The 20,396-nt window shown below is 68.3% G+C and carries 19 protein-coding genes, 2 tRNA genes and 1 other RNA gene; 11 read left to right on the top strand and 11 right to left on the bottom strand.

Going from position 1 to position 20,396, the window contains the following annotated elements:
- Nucleotides 1-12: 12 nt before the first annotated feature.
- Nucleotides 13-297 (bottom strand): hypothetical protein, encoded by a 285-nt coding sequence (locus ABD655_RS09335; RefSeq protein ID WP_344713432.1) that lies wholly within the window; start codon nt 295-297, stop codon nt 13-15.
- A 57-nt stretch (nt 298-354) separates the two neighbouring features.
- Here ABD655_RS09335 and ABD655_RS09330 point away from each other — a divergent pair.
- Nucleotides 355-431: transfer RNA gene (locus tag ABD655_RS09330), tRNA-Ile, on the top strand.
- A gap of 127 nt (nt 432-558) precedes the next feature.
- Nucleotides 559-1,458, top strand: coding sequence for an alpha/beta fold hydrolase (locus ABD655_RS09325; protein WP_344713430.1), 900 nt, complete (start codon nt 559-561; stop codon nt 1,456-1,458).
- 94 nt (nt 1,459-1,552) lie between these two features.
- On the opposite strand, the gene ABD655_RS09320 is transcribed toward ABD655_RS09325, so the two are convergent.
- Nucleotides 1,553-1,942, bottom strand: coding sequence for an MmcQ/YjbR family DNA-binding protein (locus ABD655_RS09320; RefSeq protein ID WP_344713428.1), 390 nt, complete (start codon nt 1,940-1,942; stop codon nt 1,553-1,555).
- A 270-nt stretch (nt 1,943-2,212) separates the two neighbouring features.
- Nucleotides 2,213-4,219 carry a DUF262 domain-containing protein gene (locus ABD655_RS09315; protein ID WP_344713427.1) on the bottom strand — a complete coding sequence of 669 codons (2,007 nt, stop codon included), beginning with the start codon at nt 4,217-4,219 and terminating at the stop codon, nt 2,213-2,215.
- A 228-nt stretch (nt 4,220-4,447) separates the two neighbouring features.
- On the opposite strand from ABD655_RS09315, the gene ABD655_RS09310 reads away from it, so the two are divergent.
- Both ABD655_RS09310 and ABD655_RS09305 read left to right on the top strand, forming a co-directional pair.
- On the top strand, nt 4,448-5,221 hold the full coding sequence (locus ABD655_RS09310) for a hypothetical protein (RefSeq protein WP_344713425.1): 774 nt from the start codon (nt 4,448-4,450) through the stop codon (nt 5,219-5,221).
- A gap of 210 nt (nt 5,222-5,431) precedes the next feature.
- Nucleotides 5,432-5,935 (top strand): DUF3145 domain-containing protein, encoded by a 504-nt coding sequence (locus tag ABD655_RS09305; protein ID WP_344713424.1) that lies wholly within the window; start codon nt 5,432-5,434, stop codon nt 5,933-5,935.
- 138 nt (nt 5,936-6,073) lie between these two features.
- On the opposite strand, the gene ABD655_RS09300 is transcribed toward ABD655_RS09305, so the two are convergent.
- The 6 genes from ABD655_RS09300 to aceE form a co-directional block, all read right to left on the bottom strand.
- Entirely contained in the window at nt 6,074-7,312 is a 1,239-nt protein-coding gene (locus ABD655_RS09300) for a beta-ketoacyl-[acyl-carrier-protein] synthase family protein (RefSeq protein WP_344713422.1), read from the bottom strand.
- An 88-nt stretch (nt 7,313-7,400) separates the two neighbouring features.
- Entirely contained in the window at nt 7,401-7,649 is a 249-nt protein-coding gene (locus ABD655_RS09295; RefSeq protein ID WP_091706648.1) for an acyl carrier protein, read from the bottom strand.
- Nucleotides 7,650-7,716: 67 nt separating this feature from the next.
- Nucleotides 7,717-8,721, bottom strand: coding sequence for a beta-ketoacyl-ACP synthase III (locus ABD655_RS09290; protein ID WP_344713420.1), 1,005 nt, complete (start codon nt 8,719-8,721; stop codon nt 7,717-7,719).
- Nucleotides 8,718-9,632, bottom strand: a complete 915-nt coding sequence (locus ABD655_RS09285; RefSeq protein ID WP_344713418.1) for an ACP S-malonyltransferase — start codon at nt 9,630-9,632, stop codon at nt 8,718-8,720. Before ABD655_RS09285 ends, ABD655_RS09290 begins: the two co-directional genes overlap by 4 nt.
- Nucleotides 9,633-9,717: 85 nt before the next feature.
- Nucleotides 9,718-10,935, bottom strand: a complete 1,218-nt coding sequence (locus ABD655_RS09280; RefSeq protein ID WP_344713416.1) for a PucR family transcriptional regulator — start codon at nt 10,933-10,935, stop codon at nt 9,718-9,720.
- Between the two features lie 8 nt (nt 10,936-10,943).
- Nucleotides 10,944-13,670, bottom strand: coding sequence for a pyruvate dehydrogenase (acetyl-transferring), homodimeric type (aceE, locus tag ABD655_RS09275; protein WP_344713414.1), 2,727 nt, complete (start codon nt 13,668-13,670; stop codon nt 10,944-10,946).
- 154 nt (nt 13,671-13,824) lie between these two features.
- On the opposite strand from aceE, the gene ABD655_RS09270 reads away from it, so the two are divergent.
- A tRNA-Val gene (locus ABD655_RS09270) sits at nt 13,825-13,897 on the top strand.
- A 59-nt stretch (nt 13,898-13,956) separates the two neighbouring features.
- On the opposite strand, the gene ABD655_RS09265 is transcribed toward ABD655_RS09270, so the two are convergent.
- Nucleotides 13,957-14,322: a hypothetical protein gene (locus tag ABD655_RS09265; protein WP_344713413.1), complete on the bottom strand. Its 366-nt coding sequence runs from the start codon at nt 14,320-14,322 to the stop codon at nt 13,957-13,959.
- Between the two features lie 233 nt (nt 14,323-14,555).
- Here ABD655_RS09265 and ABD655_RS09260 point away from each other — a divergent pair, with 233 nt between their 5' ends.
- The 4 genes from ABD655_RS09260 to rnpB all read left to right on the top strand — a co-directional run bounded on the left by ABD655_RS09260 (nt 14,556) and on the right by rnpB (nt 17,881).
- Complete coding sequence (locus tag ABD655_RS09260; RefSeq protein WP_344713412.1) at nt 14,556-15,287, top strand: zinc ribbon domain-containing protein; 732 nt, start codon at nt 14,556-14,558, stop codon at nt 15,285-15,287.
- The gene (locus ABD655_RS09255) at nt 15,284-15,727 is read left to right on the top strand and encodes a reverse transcriptase-like protein (protein WP_344713411.1); all 444 of its coding nucleotides are present in this window, start codon (nt 15,284-15,286) and stop codon (nt 15,725-15,727) included. Before ABD655_RS09260 ends, ABD655_RS09255 begins: the two co-directional genes overlap by 4 nt.
- Nucleotides 15,657-17,447 (top strand): bifunctional 3'-5' exonuclease/DNA polymerase, encoded by a 1,791-nt coding sequence (locus ABD655_RS09250; protein WP_344713410.1) that lies wholly within the window; start codon nt 15,657-15,659, stop codon nt 17,445-17,447. Before ABD655_RS09255 ends, ABD655_RS09250 begins: the two co-directional genes overlap by 71 nt.
- A 66-nt stretch (nt 17,448-17,513) precedes the next feature.
- Nucleotides 17,514-17,881, top strand: an RNA gene (gene rnpB, locus ABD655_RS09245) — RNase P RNA component class A.
- A gap of 40 nt (nt 17,882-17,921) precedes the next feature.
- Here rnpB and ppgK read toward each other — a convergent pair.
- The gene (ppgK, locus tag ABD655_RS09240; protein WP_344713409.1) at nt 17,922-18,683 is read right to left on the bottom strand and encodes a polyphosphate--glucose phosphotransferase; all 762 of its coding nucleotides are present in this window, start codon (nt 18,681-18,683) and stop codon (nt 17,922-17,924) included.
- Nucleotides 18,684-18,770: 87 nt separating this feature from the next.
- Here ppgK and ABD655_RS09235 point away from each other — a divergent pair, with 87 nt between their 5' ends.
- Together ABD655_RS09235 and ABD655_RS09230 are read left to right on the top strand one after the other, a co-directional pair.
- Entirely contained in the window at nt 18,771-19,016 is a 246-nt protein-coding gene (locus ABD655_RS09235; protein ID WP_344713407.1) for an SPOR domain-containing protein, read from the top strand.
- 35 nt (nt 19,017-19,051) lie between these two features.
- On the top strand, nt 19,052-20,389 hold the full coding sequence (locus ABD655_RS09230) for a glutamine synthetase family protein (protein WP_344713406.1): 1,338 nt from the start codon (nt 19,052-19,054) through the stop codon (nt 20,387-20,389).
- Nucleotides 20,390-20,396: the final 7 nt, after the last annotated feature.

Genomic DNA, 20,396 nt, shown 5'->3' with positions numbered 1-20,396 from the left:
ACTGCGCCCGACTCAGCCGGAGACGTCGATCACGATCCGGCCCTCACGGACCAGACCACGATCGCCGGGAGTCGGAGCGGGTGCGGGCACCTCGAGCTGCGCCTGCCACTGCTCGCGCGCCTCTTCGGCGGACGGGCGCCAGACCACGTCGAAGCCGGCGCCGATGCCACCGAGGGTGCCGCCGCCGCCCTCCAGCTGCCGCCGGAGGTTGTCGCGCTTCAGCCGCGGCGCACAGGCGACCGCGATGATGGTGGCGGCCAGCAGAATGCCGACGACGAGCCAGGCGACAGGGTCCACGAAGGCATTGTGCCACGCGCACCCGCATGATCGACGTTCGATAGGCTCGATGTTCGAGGGGCGGTGGCCAAGCTGGTCAAGGCAGCGGGCTCATAACCCGACGATCGTGGGTTCAAGTCCCACCCGCCCCACCAAGTGCCCGACTTTGCGCGGCCGAGCGGCGCGCAGGAAATGCGACCCGCAGCGACGACTGGTGGGTTGAGTCGGCGGATGCCGCCGACCTACCTGGCGGACGAGCAGCCCGCGTTGTGACAATTGGGCATGGATGCTGTGCCCCGGATGGCCTCGGCGGAAGACTACCGCGAGTGCCTTGCAGAAGTCCCGCGGACCGCTCCCACGGCTTGTGGTCCGGTGGAGTATGCCGAGCGGGGTCTTGGCGAGCCGATTCTCTCCGTCCACGGCACCCTCGGCGGGTGGGACCAGGGCCTCGTGGCGGCCGAGCCCTTGCGCGTCAACGGGTTCCGCATCATCGCTCCCAGCAGGCCGGGATACCTGGGCACGCCGCTGTCGACGGGGCGCACCTTCGCTCAGCAGGGTGATGCCCTCGCGGCGCTTCTCGACGCCCTGAGGATCGACCGGATCATCGTGTTCGCTGTTTCGGGCGGCGGACCGGCGGCCTATGAACTCGCCGCCAGGCACGCCGACCGCGTGTCGACACTGGTTCAGGTCGACGCGGTGTGCATTCCGGGCCGGATTCCGACCGTGGCGGCGCAGCTCTTGGCGCGCGACACCCTCGCTCGGGCGCAGCTCTGGCTGTTGCGCCATGCAACGAGGCAGACGCTCAGAGCCCTGTTCCGGGTGGCGAGCAGTGAGCCCAGCGCGGTCGCGTCAGAACGAGCTGCCGTACTCGCCGCAATCCCCGGCCGAACTGTGCCGTTGGAGGCCACACTTCGCGCATCGCTGGGCGCGGCGCGGCGACGTCCGGGTATGAAGAACGACTTCACCACGTTCACTCCTGCGCCGCTGGAGCGCATCACCTGTCCGACACTGATCGTGCACGCCCGCTCGGACAAGACCGCGCCGCCGGCCAACGCGGACTACGCCCACGCGCATATCGCGGGCGCAGAGCTGTACTGGATGGACGGCTCTCACCTGGCATACGGCCTGGAGGCCGCCGACACAGCGCCGGCGTACGTCGTGAACTGGCTACGCGATCACTGATCGCCGTGCGCACCCGCGTCCCGCAACGCGAGGGACCTCGAGCGGTGGAGTCGTGGCTGTTACTGCCACACTCACCACCTCGGGACCCGGGGTGTTAGGAGCCGACCCCATCGAACTCCCGCCGCAGGTACTTGGGTGCTTGTAGCCGCCACGCCTCCGTGATGAGCTCGGCGAGGTGCGCGTCGTCGATGCGGGCCATCCGGAACGCGACCTTGGGCTCTCCCCATGGCGTCGTGGTGGTCAGGAACACGTCGGGCGCCATTTCCACGAGCGCGAGCGTGTCCAGCCGATCAGCGACCTTCACCCCGACCACGAGCTCGGCCGCGATGATCGCCCGTGTCTCTGCGGGAATGCTCGGCCAGGGATGGCACTCCCACGCGTAGAGCTTGCCGCGTACGAACCACGCGGCGCCGCCCGTCGTCGCACGCTCCGCACTCCCGGGGAGCTCGCCGGCGGTACGGCGCAGGTCGTCGAGGGTCGGCACAGAAGGAGCATATGCCGCACTCCCGACAGTGAGCAGTCGTGTGCGTGTCCGCACCGGAATCGTCATCACCGTCGGCATACTGCTCGTGAGTTATCCGCTCGTCGGAGCCGGCATCGACATCCTCGGCTACTACTCGAGCGACGGGACCTGACCCCGTGCGTCCCGCCCCGTGTCGGTGGCGCAGGCGCCGAACGCGTTCGCGAGGGCAGATCACGCACCGCGCAGCGGGAGTCAGTACCGATGGCGCGGAGACCGAGGCCCCACGGTCTCCTACATCGCCGCCCCGATGTAGGAGTACTTCACGAAGACCTCAGCGGCCAGACCCGCCTCTTCCAGAACGCCTTGCACCGCGGTGAGCATGTACTTGGAATCCCAGCCCATGTAGAGGAAGTGGGATTCGTCGAGCGCGTCCCACTGGCCGTTCCACGCCTGCGCGGCATAGATGGGTCCGCCGCGCCGCGCACTGAACGCCACGACGGCGGGGCGCGAGTCCGCCCACAGCCGTTTGAAGACGCGGTTGAAGAGGTACTTGACGTCGTGGACCTCCCAGTGCTCGCCGCGATACTCGACGTACTCGAACTCGCGCTGCCAGCCCCGTGGCCATCCTCGGCGGCGCTGGGCATCGAGGACCGGGGTCAGCCCGTCATCGTCGATGCCGACGACGGGCGGGCGCGACCACACCGCCAGCACGGCGTCGGTCAGTTCGGCGGTCCGGGCAGCGATCGCGGCAGTGCCCCAGGCCATTACGTCGGCGACCTCGCGGGTCAAGCCGATGCCGCTTCTGGCGTAGGCGGCCCGTTTCTCCGCGAACGCCTTGTCTGCCACCCGCTCGGCAAGGGCGTCCTCGAGGAGTGTCAGGTTGCCCAGGGTGCCGGCGAGGGCGCGGTGGCTGTTCTGCTCATCGTCGCTGTAGTCGACCCAGGCGCGTGTCCCGTCTCCGGTCCAGGCGTCCCCGGGGGCGAGCGGGAAGACGTGCTCGACTGCGACATCGGCGAGGGTGTCGACGTCCGCGAGACGGCCGAGCACGTAGGCGGGGTGCGGAAGGTCGCTGTACTTGAGTGCCACTCGCACGCGTTCGTCCGAGGGTGTGATCCGGCTCATCGCGGTCTCCAGACTGCGCTGTCCGTCCGCCCGGGCACGGCAGAGTCGCGCGACGAGCCGGTCGGTACCGATACCCACCACGCTTCGGCGCAGGAGCAGCGCCTGGATGAACTCGAGCGTGGCCACCAGCGCCGATTTCTCCACCTCACCGCGGGCGTAGTCGCGATAGGCGCGCATGACGAGCGGGTACATGCCGCGGCCGAAGGTGTTGACCTGGGCCAGCTGCCGTGAGAGGTCCGCATCGGTGGCGTGAGCGGGATCCAGCAGGATGCGATAGATCTCCGAGTACTCCTTCCACTCCGCGGCGTGCGCGCGCAGACTCGCGAGCTCGAGTCGCGGGAACTCCTGGCGGAAGGCGTCGTAGACGCCACGTTCGCCGGCGACCGTGACCTCCCGCCCGGTTCTCATCACCAGGAAGTGGCGCCAGAAACTGCCGATCGATTCGCCGGTGTTCTGCTCGATGGGCACCCAGAACGAGTCCTCGATCTCGCTCTGCTCGGCATGCGAGAGCCCCATGAGAACGTAATTGTGGATGAGCTCGTGATCGCGCAGCGGTTCGCCGGTGGAGTTGAGGCTCTCGAAGATCTGCTGGGCGTTCGCACCCGCGCCGAGGGTGATGGCGACGTGCTCCAGCTTCTGCAGACCGCCCCAGATCCTCGGCGCCTCCTCGACGCTGATCTGACTACGGAAGAACGCGTAGTTGTCGTCGAAGCGGGACTCGCGCTGTTCGTCATCGGGGGACCGGCGATCCATCACGACGCTCTCGAACACATCCGCCCACGCGCGGTGGGGTCGCAGCTTGGTCCGCGTCCGGTCCGAGACGCGCACCAGCACCTGCTCGAGCTCGCCGGCGAGATCCGGTCGTTCGGATCTGACGGTGTGGTGAAGAGCGGCGATGAGCAGCATGAGGGTGGTGATCCGCTGCTGCCCGTCGATGAGCACGAGTTCGGCAGATCCGCGATCCACGCTGAGGGAGGAGAGGACAGACCCGATGAAATGCATGTGCCGCTCGTCGGAATCGGCGACGGCGCGAATGTCGCCCAGGAGCTGTTCGCACGCGCCGATGTCCCACCGGTACTGGCGCTGGTACACCGGGACGACGATGGTCGCCTCGGACGCGGACAGCCAGGCGACGGTGTTGACGGCGGTCGCATCGATGTTCGTGGCAGTTGCCATGTGTCGGTTCGCCCCTCGGATCGCTCTGTGTGCGGTGGCGCGCGAAGCCGTCCGGACGGCCGGGCGACGCCGCCGTCGAGCCTAGTTGATGCGTCCTCCCGCCGGCCCGAGACGACCCGGTCACACCACGGCGCCGCCGCCCGAAGACGTCCAGGACCCGGATGTACGCTTGCCTGAGTCGGGCCTGTTAAAACGTGCTGGCCCCCTACGGAAGGCATGATTCGCATCATGGGTTACATCAAATCCGCCGCTCTCGAAGAGACCGGCTACGTCGTCCTCGACCGCTACAACCAGGAGCTGGACCCCAAGGAGTGGCTCGATATCGAGTACAACGATTGGAAGTCCTCCGGCGACACCCGCTTCGCGCCGCTGGCCAGCTTCGCTGGCGACATCGAGTGCAACGGCTTCTGGAATCACAAGCCGCCGCGCACGGACAAGGACGGCGTGTGGATCCCGTCGCAGGTCGAGAAGGCCCCGAACCTCACCCGCCGCGCTCAGGAGCCCGGTGCGAACGTGGGGCGCTGCCGTGTGATCGAACTGCAGCCCAACACCTACGCGGACTGCCTGTACAACCTGCACCAGGATGACAACAACCGTTTGAACCCCGACGGCACCGGCTGGGTCGTCCGCGGATTCTTCAACCTCACCGACGACAAGGACAGCTACTTCGTCCTGCGTGAGAACCGCACGGATCCCAGCGTCGAGTACCGGATCGCACTCCCGGCGGGTGCCCAGCTGATCGTGGACACGCAGCGCCTGTGGCACGCGGCGACCCACCCGGGGGACGCGGCCCGATACTGCCTGATCACGTCGTGGACGTCCGGCCCCGAGCTGGACGCCTACATCGAGAAGTACCACGGTCAGGCGCGCGTCCCCAACGTCGAGGTGCCGCAGGACGTGCTGGATGCCGGTCAGGCCGAGCAGGCTCGCCGACTCGCCGCCCGCGCCGCGTATTACGCCGCGAAGGGGCAGGCAGAAGTCACTGCGATGAGCGAAGCCTGATCGTCGCGACTCGCACGCTGTGGCCCCGACCCTGATCGATCGGGGCCACAGCTCTTTCTCGCGCGGGAATCGGCGACATCGCGAAACGCTGAATCACACGCTTGTGATTCCTGGGGGCGGTAGGCGATAATGACAAACACAACCGCATAGCGCCACGAGCACTCCGCATCAGGTCGTAGGGGAAGACGCACCTGACGAAACGGAGAGATCATGGCGACGACCAAGGCGCGTGGAGTGATCTTCATTCACTCCGCGCCACGTGCATTGTGCCCCCACCTCGAGTGGGCGGTCGGTCGCGCCCTCGGCCATGCGGTGAGTTTCGACTGGGCCGAGCAGCCTGTGCTGTCCGGCAGCCGCCGAGCTGAGTTCTACTGGGAGGGTCCGGCCGGAACGGGCGCCGCTCTTGCGACGGCGATCCGCGGGTGGGAGCATCTGCGGTTCGAGGTCAGTGAGGATCCCACACCCCGCAGCGACGGCGGAAGGTGGCTGCACACCCCTGGCCTCGGCATCCATTACGCACAGACCGACTCCGCAGGCAACGTCGTGGTCGGCGAGGATCGCATCCGTTACGCCATGGAACTCGCCGCGGGCGACCCGGTCGAGCTGCACCACGAGCTCCAGGTGGCACTGGGCGCAGCGTGGGACGCCGAGCTCGAGCCGTTCCGACACGCGAGCGATGACGCGTCCGTCGTCTGGCTGCACAAAGTGAGCTAGCGACGCAAGACTTCAGGCGGATCGAGGCGCCACTACCAGCAGTCGGAGGTCGACAATCCCGGATGCCGAGACCGCGAATCGCCGCCTGAGACGAGAGACGCCCCCGCTGAAGTCTGCGGGGGCGTCTTCGTGCTCGGATCAGACCGACGCGAAAGCCACCACCGCGTTGTGCCCGCCGAAGCCGAACGAGTTGCTGATGGCGAGCTGCGGGCCGTCACCGAGGGGGATCGCCGTGCCCGAGACACGCAGCGGGATCTCGGGGTCCTGCGTCGTCAGGTTTATGGTGGGCGGAGCGTGCCCGTCGCGGAGAGCGAGAATCGTGAAGATGGCCTCGAGCGCACCCGTTCCTCCCAGCAGATGGCCGGTGGATGCTTTGGTCGCCGACACGGGAATCTCGTGCACCCGGTCGCCGAAGACGCTACGGAGTGCCCGGTACTCCGCGATGTCGCCGGTCGGTGTCGACGTGGCGTGCGCGTTGATGTGGGTGACATCGTCCACCGACGCCCCGGCCGCCTCCAGCGCGAGCCGGACGGCCCGCGAGGCACCCAGCCCGTCAGGCTCCGGCGCGGTGATGTGGTACGAGTCGGCGGTGATGCCGCCGCCGGCCACGACAGCGTAGATCTTGGCTCCGCGGGCCCGTGCGTGCGCCTCGGTCTCCAGAACGACGGCGGCGGCACCCTCGCCCATGACGAAGCCGTCGCGGTCGACGCTGTACGGACGCGAGGCGTGCGCGGGATCGTCGTTGCGCCGGGACAGCGCCTGCATGGACGCGAAGGACGCGACGGTGATGGGGTGGATGGCGGACTCGGTGCCGCCGGCGATCACGATGTCCGCCAGGCCCAGTCGCAGGTGCTCCAGCGCATTGACGATCGACTCCGTGCTCGACGCGCAGGCCGAAGCGACGGTGCGGGCGTAGGCACGAGCATTCAGGTGCATCGACACCGCTGCCGCTGCGGCGTTCGGCATCAGCATCGGGACGGTCATCGGCATCACCCGACGAGGACCCTTGTCTCGCAGGGTGTCCCAGGCGTCCAGCAGCGTCCACACCCCGCCGATGCCCGTTGCGAAGTCGACGCCGAAGCGTTCCGGCTCGACGTCGGGGCTGCCGGCATCCGCCCAGGCCTCACGCGCCGCGACGAGCGCGAACTGTGCAGCGGGGTCGAGACGCTTGGCTTCGGGGCGCTCGAGCACCGTCTCGGGACGGACCAGCGCCTCCGCGGCGAAGGTCACCGGGAGCTCGTATTGAGACACCCATTCGTAGTCGAGAGTGCGCGCACCCGACGCGCCGCTCATCAGGGCGGACCAGCTCTCCGGAGCGGTCCCTCCGATCGGCGACGACGCTCCGATTCCGGTGACGACGATGCGTGACGTGCTCATGTAGGCGAGTCCTTGTTTTCCTTGCAGGCAGGGCCGGAGGCCCACGGCTGATGTGCCGGTGGGGGCACGCGGCCCCCACCGGTTGCGCTCACGCCTGGTTCGACGTGATGAAGGTGACGGCGTCGCCGACGGTCTTGAGGTTCTTGACCTCGTCGTCGGGGATCGTGACGCCGAACTTCTCCTCGGCATTGACGACGATCGTCATCATCGAGATCGAGTCGATGTCGAGGTCGTCCGTGAACGACTTCTCGAGGGCGACCTCGTCGGCAGAGATCCCCGTCTCGTCGGTGATGAGCTCGGCGAGTCCGGCGAGGACTTCGTCGTTGCTGAATGCCATTGTTTCTCCTGTTCTTCGGCGGTGCCCCGTCGGGGCCTGTTCAGTCTAGGGTCGGGTCCCGTCCGCCTCAGGGCAGGACGACGACCTGCGCGCCGAAGACGAGTCCGGCACCGAACCCGATCTGAAGGGCGAGGCCGCCGCTCAGTTCGGGGTGCTCCTCGAGCAGACGGTGGGTGGCGAGGGGGATGGACGCCGCAGACGTGTTGCCGGTCGTCTCGATGTCGCGCGCGATCATGACGGTGTCGGGGAGCTTCAGCTGCTTTGCGAACTCATCGATGATGCGCATGTTGGCCTGGTGCGGGATGAACGCCGCAAGATCGGATGCTTCGATCCCCGCCGCCTCCAGCGCCTGCTTCGCCACCTTCGCCATGTCCCAGACCGCCCACCGGAAGACGGTCTGACCCTCCTGGCGGAGAGTGGGCCAATTCGCGTCGCCCTCGCGATAGTCGATGAGGGTCGCGTTCATGCCGACCGCGTGCGCCTTCGAGCCGTCGGATCCCCATACGGCGGGGGAGATGCCCGGAAAGTCGCTCGGTCCGATCACGACGGCACCCGCACCGTCCCCGAGCAGGAACGAGATGCTGCGATCGGTGGGGTCCACGACGTCGGAGAGCTTCTCGGCGCCGATGACGAGCGCATAGTGCGCGCTGCCGGTGCGGATCAGCGCGTCGGCCTGAGCGACGCCGTAGGCGAACCCTGCGCAGGCGGCGTTCGAGTCGTATGCGGCGGCGGGATTCGCTCCGACGCGGTCGGCGACCACGGCAGCCGCGGAGGGTGTCTGCTGCACGTTGCTGATGGTCGCCACGATGACCAGATCGATATCGGCCGGGTCCACGCCGGACTTCTCGATCGCTTCGACGGCGGCGTCGGTGGCCAGATCGACCGCGAGGATCCCCACGGAGGCGCGCGTGCGGGTGATGATGCCGGTGCGCTGCCGGATCCATTCGTCACTCGAATCGATCGGACCGACCAGTTCGTCGTTCGTCACGGTGAGATCACCACGCGCGGCGCCGTAACTGTAGATGCGGGTGAAGGGCACACCCTGCGACTGCTTGAGCGTTGGCCTGGTCATGCGTTCTCTCCCGAGATGAGGGCGGCCGCGACGAGGAGGTCGTCGGGGCTCTTGACGGCAACGCCGGGCACGCCGCGCAGCGCGCGCTTGGCCAGGCCGGTGAGCGTTCCGGCAGGCGAGAACTCCACGATGCCGGTGACGTCGTCGGCCGCGAAGGCGGCCATGCACAGGTCCCAGCGCACGGGCGAGGCGACCTGGTCGACGAGCAGATCGAGGAACTCGGCGCCGGAGCCGACGCTCGCGCCGTCGCGGTTGGACCAGAGGGTGCGGTCCGGGTCGGCGGGCGCGACGGTGGCGGCAGCCTGCCGCAGTGCGTCCACGGCGGGCGCCATGTAGCGGGTGTGGAACGCTCCGGCGACCTGCAGCGGGATCACGCGGGTTCCGGCCGGCGGGTCGGCGCTCAGAGCCTGCAGGGCGGCGAGCGACCCGGCCGCGACCAGCTGGCCGGCGCCGTTGTAGTTGGCGGGCGTGAGGTCGAGCTGCTCCAGCCGCGTGACGATGGACGGCTCGTCGCCGCCGATGATGGCGCTCATTCCGGTCTGCTCGGCCGAAGCCGCCTCAGCCATCGCGCGACCGCGGATCCCCACGAGGCGCAGGGCATCCTCGTCGCTCAGCACGCCGGTGGCCGCGGCGGCGGCGAACTCACCCACCGAGTGACCTGCGACGCCCGCGAAGGCTGCACGCTCGGCGAGCGCGCCCCACGAGAGCAGGCTGGCGGCGACGATCAGCGGTTGGGCCACCCGAGTGTCGCGGATCTGATCCGCGTCCCAGTCGGTTCCGGCGGCGACCAGGTCCACACCCGCCCACTCGGAGTACTCGGCCAGACGCGCGGCGGCGCCTTCGAGCTGGAGCCACGGCGTGAGGAAACCCGGAGTCTGCGAGCCCTGCCCGGGGAAGACGGCGATGATCACCGTTCCATCCTGTCAAGGATCGAACGGTCGCCTCTGGCGATCTCGTCACAAGAATCGACGAGACCTTTGTGAGTGGCGTACAGCATCACGCGGTACCTCGGCGCAGGGACGGCACGCGCCGGCGCGTGGTGTCGGTGCCGATCGAGCCGAGGATGAGGGCGGTCTGCAGGATGAGGGCCTCCCGGGGACCGGTCGCGTCCCAGCCGATGACATCCGACACCCGTTTGAGGCGGTAGCGGACGGTGTTGGGGTGAACGAACAGCTCGCGCGCGGTGGCTTCCAGCGAGCGACCGTTGTCCAAGTAGCTCCAGAGAGTCGTGACCAGGTCAGCACTGTGGGCCTGCAGGGGGCGATAGATGCGCTCCACCAGCGTCTGCTTGGCCAGTGGGTCGCCTGCCAGTGCACGCTCCGGCAGCAGATCATCAGCCTCGACCGGCCGCGGAGCATTGCGCCATGCCCGTGCAACCGCGAAACCGGCCAGTGAGGCGCGCGCGCTCTGGCTGGCGTCGACGAGGGCGGGAACAGCGGGACCGAGGACGAGGTATCCGGGTCCGAACCCGGGCTCAAGTCGCTTCGCGATCTCGGGGAACGGCAGTTCGGGCTCGTCCTCCGGGCGTCCGGGCAGCTCGGCTCGGCCCAGCACCAGGACCAGCCGGGATCCCTGCACGCCGATGAGCACGTCCACCCCGAGCTTCCGCGCGGTTCGGCGCAGCTGGTCGACGTCGAACTGCGGGGGAGTGGTGCCGACGAGCACCGCAACCTCGCCATGGCCGTGCCAACCCAGTGCCGCGATTCGGCTCGGGAGCTCTTCGTCGGCCTCGCCGGTCAGGATGGAGTCCACGACGAGCGCTTCCAGGCGCGCATCCCACAGTCCGCGCGCCTCCGCGGCGCGGGCATACACATCGGCTGCGGCGAACGCCACCTCGCGGGAGTACAGCAGGATGCCTTCTCGCAGGTCGTTGCCCTTACCCGCGACGCGCTGCTCTGTGACCTCGACGGTGACGCGGATCAGTTGCAGGGTCTGGGTGAGGCTTACACTGCGCAGCAGCTCACGCGGCGCCGCAGCGAAGATGTCCGCCGCGATCCAGGGTGTGGAGTCAGGGTCGTCGTACCACTGGATGAACGACGAGATACCCGCCTGCGCGACGAGGCCGACGGCCGATCGGCGCGCCGGTGGCATCTCGGCGTACCAGGGCAGGGTCTCTTCCAGTCGCCTGTTGGTGGCGGTCGCCAAGTCGCCCGAGATCCGCCGCAGCCATGCGAGCGTCTCGGTCTTGTCCATCGGTGTCGGGCGAGAGGGCATCCCCTGGATCAGCTCTCGCCGCCCGCATTGCCGCTCGTACCGGCTGTCACATCGTGCAGGCGGTACTTCTCGATCGCCTGAGCGACAAGCGAACGATCCACGATGCCTTCCTCGGCCAAGGACTGCAGTGTACGCACGACGACGGACGGGCCGTCGATCTTGAAGAACCGGCGAGCCGCCGCCCGCGTGTCCGAGAAGCCGAAGCCGTCGGCACCCAGCGTCGCGAAGCGATGCTGCACCCACGGGCGGATCTGGTCCTGCACGGCGTGCATGTAGTCGCTCACGGCGACCACGGGACCGGGTGTGTCTCGCAGTTTCTCGGTGATGTAAGCGGTGCGCGGCTCCTCCTCAGGGTGCAGGAAGTTGTGCTCGTCTGCGGCCAGGCCGTCGCGACGCAGTTCGGTCCAGGAGGTGACCGACCACACGTCGGCGTTCACGCCCCAGTCGTCCTTGAGCAGCTTCTGCGCCTCGAGCGCCCACGGCACGCCGACACCGGAGGCCAACAGCTGCGCGTGGGGGCCGTCGCCCTCACCGACGGAGATGCGGTGGATGCCGCGGACGATGCCATCCACATCCACATCCGCCGGCTCGGCGGGCTGCCGCGCCGGCTCGTTGTAGACGGTCAGGTAGTACATCACGTTGGGGTCGGGGTGCTGTCCGCCGTACATGCGATCCAGGCCGGCCCGAACGATGTGCGCGATCTCGTAACCGTAAGCCGGGTCGTACGACACCGTCGCAGGGTTCGTGGACGCGAGGAGGTGCGAGTGGCCGTCGGCGTGCTGCAGCCCCTCACCGGTGAGCGTGGTGCGGCCTGCGGTCGCGCCGATGACGAACCCGCGCGCCATCTGATCGCCCGCGGCCCACTGGGCGTCGCCGGTGCGCTGGAAGCCGAACATCGAGTAGAAGATGTAGACCGGGATGAGGGGCTCGCCGTGGGTCGAATAGGACGTCCCCACGCCGGTGAACGCCGCCACCGCGCCGGCCTCGTTGATGCCGACGTGCAGGATCTGACCCTGCGGGCTCTCCTTGTAGGCCAGGAGCAGCTCGCGGTCGACGGAGGTGTAGTTCTGCCCGTTGGGGTTGTAGATCTTGGCCGTCGGGAAGAACGCATCCATGCCGAACGTGCGCGCCTCGTCGGGGATGATGGGCACGATGCGGTGGCCGAAGTCCTTGGCGCGGAGGAGGTCCTTCAGCAGGCGCACGAAAGCCATCGTCGTGGCGATCTCCTGGGTGCCCGAACCCTTCTTCGGCTGGGTGTACGCGGAGTCGTCGGGCAGGGCCAGCCCGACGTGGGTCGAGCGACGCTCGGGCAAGAAGCCCCCGAGCGCCCGACGGCGCTCCATGAGGTACTGGATCGTCTCGTCCTGCTGGCCGGGGTTGTAATACGGCGGCAGGTACGGGTTCTCTTCGAGCTGGGCGTCCGAGATCGGGATGTGCATGCCGTCGCGGAAGTGCTTCAGGTCATCGAGCGTCATCTTCTTCATCTGATGCGTCGCGTTGCGGCCCTCGAAATGCGGGCCCAGCCCATAACCCTTGATCGTCTTGGCGATGATGACGGTGGGTTGCCCCTTGTGCTCGACGGCAGCCTTGTACGCCGCGTAGACCTTGCGGTAATCATGGCCACCGCGCTTCAGACCCCAGACCTGATCGTCGGTGTAGTCCTTGACCAGCGCGAGGGCCCGCTCGTCCCGGCCGAAGAAGTTCTCGCGCACGTATGCGCCGTTCTCGCTCTTGAACGTCTGGTAGTCGCCGTCGGGGGTGATGTTCATGAGGTTCAGCAGAGCGCCGTCGGTGTCTCGCGCGAGCAGGTCGTCCCACTCGCGGCCCCACACGACCTTGATGACGTTCCACCCGGCGCCGCGGAAGAAGCTCTCCAGCTCCTGGATGATCTTTCCGTTGCCGCGCACGGGGCCGTCGAGGCGCTGCAGGTTGGCGTTGATCACGAAGGTCAGGTTGTCCAAGCCCTCGTTCGCCGCGACCTGCAGTTGACCGCGGCTCTCAACCTCGTCCATCTCGCCATCGCCGAGGAACGCCCAGACATGGGATTGCCCGACGTCCTTGATGCCCCGATTCGTGAGGTACTTGTTGGTCATCGCCTGGTAGATGGCGTTGATGGGTCCGAGCCCCATCGACACCGTCGGGAACTGCCAGAACTCCGGCATCAGCCGGGGGTGCGGATACGACGGGATGCCGTTCGGTGCGGCGGACTTCTCCTGGCGGAAGCCATCGAGCTGCGCCTCGGTCAGGCGTCCTTCCAGGAACGCGCGCGCATACGTGCCCGGCGACGCGTGACCCTGCACGAAGATCTGATCGCCACCACCGGGATGGTCCGCTCCCCGGAAGAAGTGGTTGAAGCCCACTTCGTAGAGTGCGGCGGAAGACGCGTAGGTCGAGATGTGACCACCCACGCCGATCCCCGGACGCTGTGCGCGGTGGACGGTGACCGCAGCGTTCCAGCGGATCCAGGCGCGGTAGCGACGCTCGATCTCCTCGTCACCGGGGAAGTCCGGCTCGTTCTCGGGTGCGATCGTGTTGATGTAGTCGGTGGTCGGGACCATCGGCACACCCAGATGCAGGTCTTTCGAGCGCTTCAGCAGGCTGAGCATGATCTCGCGCCCGCGGCCGTGGCCCTTCGCGGCGACGAGCTGCTCGAGCGACTCCTGCCATTCGGCGGTCTCGTCGGGATCGCTGTCGAGGGCGCCTTGGGAATAGGGATCCTGGTCGTGAACAGTCACGTAAGACCTTTCGTCGTCTGGCAGATCGTGCCAGGTAATCGCAGGTGATGCGGCGCAGGCTTTGTTCAGCAGGCACAAACGCACCACCTGCCAGCCTAGCGAGTCCTGGGTGGGGCGCAGGCCTCGACGGCGCCGCGTTCTAGACTTGCAGCGAGGGCCTTTAGCTCAGCTGGTAGAGCGCCACGTTTACACCGTGGATGTCGTCGGTTCGATCCCGGCAGGGCCCACTCCACGCGGTCGCCGTGACGGCTCCCTCATCACCACGCAATGGCGACGTTCGTCGGCCTCACGTCCACATCGACCACATGCCCGCGGCGAGCGCGGTCAACACTGCGATGCAGCCGGCTGCCGTGGCGAGGAAGAAGCCCCGTCGGTGTCGCCGTGGGATGATCTGGCCTCGCTGACGGGATTCGACGGATCGCTTGGCCTCGTCGAGCGTGCTGTACCGGCCGATGCCGTCTGACTCGGCGTCGAGGGCGACGAAGGAGCCGGTGTTCGTGGCGACCACCGCACCGAGGAGCTCTCCGTAGCGGTGCGCGACGTAGGAACCCGGTTCGACGGCTACCCACGCGGTCTGCGTCGCCCGGCGAACGGGAATCAGCGCGGTCGGGACATTCGTCGTGCGCCGCTCATCGCGGATTGACGTATTCATCGGCAGCCCCCTACCAGTCGGAGTGACCGAGGGTCTGGGGCCGCTTGAGGCCGACCCTACGCCCCGCCCGGCATGAGGGCAATGCTCCCTCCGGGGAGACGCGGCGCGGTACGGAACGCGTCCGCGCGCACCCGGTCACCCTCGGCGCCCAGGGTCGCCGTGTCAGCCGTCGCCGCCGCGCGCACGTCTCGGGGCGTCGGCCTCCTGCAGGGCACGCGGGGTAGGTTGGAGGCGTGAATGCAAGCCCCGCGGATCAGCGCCGCCTTCTGGAAGTCGCCGAACTCGACACCCGTATCCGCCAGGCCGACGCCGCGCGCAGGAATCCGCCGCAGGCGGCTCGCGTTCAGGAGCTGATCGCCCGCCGGCAGGAGTACGCGCAGGAGCTCGCGACACGCCTGGGCGGCCGGGACGATCTGCGCGCCGACCTGGCTCGGATCGAGTCCGACGTCGCGGTCGTCGACGCCCGCCGTGCGCGCGACGCCGACCGGCTCGCGTCGACGAGCAACATGAAGGAGGCGCAGGGCCTGGAGAGCGAGCTCGGCTCCCTCGCCCGCCGAAAGGGCGACCTCGAGGATGCCCAGCTCGAGCTCATGGAACGCCTCGAAGTGGCCGATGGCGCCGTCGCGACGCAAGAAGCGCTGATCGCCGAGACGAATGCCGAGGGCGCGACCCTGAGCACGGAGGCCAAGCGGGTCGTTGCCGAGGCGAATGCCCTGTTCGACGCGGCCACTCGTGATCGTGCCGCCGTCTCGGCAAGCGTTGCCGCCGACCTGCTCGCGTTCTACGAGCGCACCGCCGTGCGCAGCTCCGGCGCCGCTCTGCTGCGCCGTGGCACCTGCGAGGGATGCCGCATGGTCCTGGCCGGCACCGACCTGCAGGCACTGCGCCTGGCTCCCGAGGATGCGGTCATGACCTGCCCCGAGTGCGGCTGCATCCTGGTGCGCACGGAGGAGTCCGGTCTGTGACCCGCCGGCTGATCGTCGAGGCCGACGGGGGCTCCCGGGGCAACCCGGGCGTCGCCGCGGGTGGGGCGGTCGTGCTCGACGAGGCCACGGGTGCCGTGCTCAGTGAGGTCGGCGTCTACGTGGGAATCGCGAGCAACAACGTCGCCGAGTACCGCGGTCTGATCGCGGGGCTGGAGAGCGCGATCGAGCATGATCCGGAAGCGGCGGTGCACGTCCGCCTGGACTCCAAGCTCGTCGTCGAGCAGATGACGGGCCGCTGGAAGATCAAGCATCCGGACATGCGAACCCTTGCCGAGACGGCTCAGCGCCTTCTGCAGGGCCGTGAGGTGTCATTCGAATGGGTGCCGCGTCTGTCGAACAAGCGGGCGGATGCCGCGGCCAACGAGTCGATGGATCGCCGAGAGAGCTTCCGTCGGGACCTCGACGGTGCGCAGGCCTGATCGGACGACTTGGATCGTCCTGGGCAGAGCGGGCGCTGACGTCGCCGTCGTGTTCCTGGATGCCGAGGACGTCGAGCTGGGGCGCCGAACGGTGGGCGCGGACTCCTGGGCGACGTGGGCGGCCGAGATCGAGGCGGGCGAAGCGGTGCGGTGGGTCTGGAATGACACCCCGCGCTGGTATGCGGAGCTGCTGGCGGCCGGAACGCGCTTAGCCCGGTGTCACGACCTCCGGCTGTGCCACGCGATCCTGCGTGATTCCGCACTCGTGCGTGCCGACGCCGATCTGCGCGTCCACACGGACTGGGACGCGACGCCCCATGCGGACCCGCCCGCCGCGGCGCCGACCCTCTTCGAGCTGGGTGCTGCCCCGGATGCCGCGACCGGGCTTCCCGAGTTCCTCGACGATGCGGTGCGGGAGTTCGCCCGGCAGCGTACTGCCATCGACGGTTCGACGGATCCGGGGCGGCTGCGTCTGCTGACGGCTGCGGAGTCCGCCGGGGCCCTCGTCGCGGTGGAACTGCGTGCCGCGGGGCTGCCGTGGGACCCGCAGGCCCACGACCGGATACTGCGGGGCGTGCTCGGCCCACGCCCGGCAGCCGGCGGGACGCCGATGAAGCTCGAGGACGCCGGGCGACGGGTCCGCGCGGCGCTCGGAGACCCGTCGGCGAATCTGGATTCGCAGCCCAAGCTTCTGAGGTCGCTGCATCGCGCCGGCGTCCTGGTCGAATCCACCAGCCGATGGGAGCTTGCGCAGTACCGGCATCCCGTCATCGAACCCCTGCTGGAGTACAAGAAGCTCTCGCGGCTGCTGTCGGCGAACGGGTGGGCCTGGCTCGACGAATGGGTCCACGACGGACGATTCCGGCCCGTGTACGTTCCCGGCGGCGTGGTGACCGGACGATGGGCGTCATCGGGTGGCGGCGCGCTCCAGCTGCCGCGGCAGCTGCGGGGTGCCGTTCACGCCGACCCCGGCTGGTGTCTGGTGATCGCGGACGTCGCACAGCTCGAGCCGCGGGTGCTCGCCGCGATGTCCGGCGACCGTGCCCTCGCCGACGCGGCGCGCGGGAAGGACCTGTACGCCGGGATCGTCGATACGGGAGCCGTTGCCACGCGTGCCGAGGCGAAGATCGCGATGCTGGGCGCGATGTACGGCGCGACCACCGGCGACAGCGGTCGACTGGTGCCGCGGCTGCGACGCACGTTTCCTCGCGCGATGGCGCTGGTGGACGATGCGGCGCGCGAGGGGGAGAACGGCGGTGTGGTCAGCACGTGGCTCGGACGCAGCTGCCCCGCTCCATCGGCGGGCTGGCACGCCGCGCAGTCGCTGGCGAGCGCCGTCGAGGCCTCCGGGGGTGACGAGACACGCGCGCGCCGTTGGGCGCGCGACCGAGGCCGGTTCACCCGCAACTTCGTGGTGCAGGGAACGGCGGCGGAATGGGCGTTGGCGTGGATGGCCGACCTCCGCGGCCGGCTCGCCGCCCTTGACGCCGTGCCGGATTCGGATGCCGCGCCCCGTTCCGGAGCGGTGTTCTCAACGCGTCCGCATCTGGCGTTCTTCCTCCACGACGAGGTCGTGGTGCACGCCCCGCGGGAGCGTGCCGAAGCCGCGGCGCTGGCGGTGCGTGAGGCCGCAGCCTCCGCTGCGCGGCTGCTGTTCGGCGATTTTCCCATCGATTTTCCGCTCGACCTCCGCATCGCCGAGTCGGCGCAGGACGACTGACGACACGGGCGAAGCGCCGGACCGCGAGGTGCGCACAGCCGCGCGGACTAGACTCGGCTCCGCGAATGGGTCGGCTGGACGGTCGCGTCGCTCGCGGTTCGCCGCAGCGCCGAGGAACGTCCGGGCTCCATAGGGCAGGGCGGTGGGTAACACCCACCCGGAGTGATCCGCGAGACAGTGCCACAGAGAACAGACCGCCACGGCTTCGGCCGCGGTAAGGGTGAAACGGCGGTGTAAGAGACCACCGGGGTCGTGGTGACACGACCCGCAAGGTAAACCTCGCCCGGAGCAAGGTCAGACAGAGGATGTTGACGCGGCTCGCCGAGTCCTCGGGTAGACCGCAAGAGCGGCACGGCAACGTGTCGCCGAGAGAGATGACCGTCCACGGGGCTTCGGCCCCCGGACAGAACCCGGCGTACAGGCCGGCCCATTCGCCCTCTCGAAAGCCGTCAGGCGCGCACGCCCGCCGACGCCTCAGTCCAGAGCGAGCGCGGCGGCCCCGACGATCCCCGCGTTGTTGCGGTGCACGGCGGGAACGATGGGAGTTTTCAGCTTGAGCAGCGGCAGGAACGAGTCGGCATGCTTGGAGACGCCTCCACCGACGATGAAGAGGTCGGGGGTGAAGAGGAACTCCACGTGCTCGTAGTACCACTGCAGCCGTTCCGCCCATTGCTCCCAGCTGAGATCGTCACGCTCCATCGCCGAATAGGCCGCGTAGGCCTCGGCATCCTTCCCGTGTTTGGCCCGCTGCAGGTGACCGAGCTCGGAATTGGGAATCAGCACCCCGTTGTAGATCATCGCCGACCCGATGCCCGTGCCGAGGGTCGTCAGGATGGTCAGACCCTTCGCGTCGCGGGCGGCGCCGAATCGCATCTCGGCGACGCCGGCGACATCGGCGTCGTTGGCGAAGTGGATGTCGCGGCCGAGCCCGTCTTCGAAGAAGGTCTCCGCCTCGAAACCGATCCACGACTTCGACACGTTGGCAGCCGAAAGGGTCCGGCCTGATTTCACGATCGCGGGGAAGGCGACGCCCAGCGGTATCGCATCGTCGAGCACACCGAGCTGTTCCAGCACCTCCCGGACGGCTCTGAGCACGTCCTTGGGCTCTGCTCCGCTCGGCGTGGCGACCTTGATGCGGTCGCTCAGCAGCGTTCCCGCCTCCAGGTCGACGATCGCCGCTTTGATACCCGTTCCGCCGATGTCCACGCCCACCGCGCGCGCCATGTCCGATGCCATGGGGCCAGCCTATCCAGGAGCGCACGCGCGATCAGTAGGATCGAGCAGGCGGCCCTCGCGACTGGGGGATCGCGAGAGGAGCGGGAAGTGTCCAGCGACGACAAGCGGTACTGGTACAACCTCACGACCGGCGAGGTGGAGCAGGGCTACGTGTCCCCATCCGTCGACCGTGCGGGCCCCTTCGACACCGCCGAGGAAGCCGCAAGAGCGCCGGAGATCATCCGGGAACGCTCGCGGACCTGGGCCGAAGAGGAGCAGCGCGAGGACGAATCCCGGCCCGCGCCCGCGACGGACGCCCCCTTCGACGACATGCTCGAGAATGACGAGAAATAGCCCGGCCGCAGCAGCCGGGCATCGGAGGGAACTGGATGGATAAGCAGCGTGACTTCGTTCTGCGGACGATTGAGGAGCGGGGCGTCAAGTTCGTCCGGCTCTGGTTCACCGACGTCATCGGCACCCTCAAGTCGGTGGCGATCGCACCGGCCGAGGTCGAAGGAGCGTTCAGCGAGGGTCTCGGGTTCGACGGCTCCGCCATTGAGGGGTTGACCCGATCGTACGAATCGGACCTGCTGGCCCACCCCGATCCGACCACATTCCAGATCCTGCCGTGGCGGGGCGAGATCGACCCGACCGCACGGATGTTCTGCGACCTCACGACGCCCGACGGGCAGCCGGCCGTGGCCGACCCCCGCCACGTCCTGAAGCGATCGCTGGCCAAGGCCTCAGACGCCGGGTTCACGTTCTACACGCACCCCGAGATCGAGTTCTACCTCTTGAAGTCCTCGTCCTTCGGACCTGACGGACCAGAGCCGGTGGACTCCGCGGGCTATTTCGACAACGTCCCCGGCGGCACCGCGCACGATTTCCGCCGCCGCTCGGTCCGGATGCTCGAGGACCTCGGTATCTCGGTCGAGTACAGCCATCACGAGGGCGGGCCCGGTCAGAACGAGATCGACCTGCGGTACGCCGATGCGCTCGCGACGGCCGATAACATCATGACGTTCCGCACCGTGATCAAAGAGGTCGCGATCGAGCAGGGCGTCTACGCGACGTTCATGCCGAAGCCCCTCGGCGGAAAGCCCGGCAGCGGCATGCACACGCACATGTCGCTCTTCGAGGGCGATGTGAACGCCTTCTACGAGGAGGGCGCGACTTACCAGCTCTCTCGGACAGGCCGGCAATTCATCGCGGGCCTCCTGCGTCACGCGGGCGAGATCTCCGCGGTGACCAACCAGTTCGTCAACTCTTACAAGCGCCTCTGGGGTGGTGACGAAGCGCCGAGCTTCATCACGTGGGGTCACAACAACCGGTCGGCGCTGGTCCGGGTTCCGATGTACAAGCCCAACAAGGGGCAGTCCTCGCGCGTGGAATACCGCGCGTTGGACTCGGCCGCGAATCCGTATCTGGCGTACGCACTGATGCTGGCCGCCGGCCTCAAGGGCATCGAGGAGGGCTACGAGCTTCCTCCCGAGGCCGAGGACAACGTGTGGTCCCTGACCGACTCGGAGCGGCGCGCGCTGGGCTACGCGCCGCTGCCGGCGAGCCTGGATCACGCGCTGGAGTACATGGAGGAATCCGAGCTGGTCGCCGAGACACTCGGCGAGCAGGTGTTCAATTACGTTCTGCTGAACAAGCGCAAGGAGTGGCAGGAGTACCGCTCGCAGGTGACGCACTACGAGTTGAAGAACAACCTCGAGATGCTCTGACCCCGCC

The organism is Microbacterium terregens (genome assembly GCF_039534975.1).
Classification (GTDB): domain Bacteria; phylum Actinomycetota; class Actinomycetes; order Actinomycetales; family Microbacteriaceae; genus Microbacterium; species Microbacterium terregens.
This window is presented reverse-complemented; position numbering and strand designations above follow the sequence as displayed.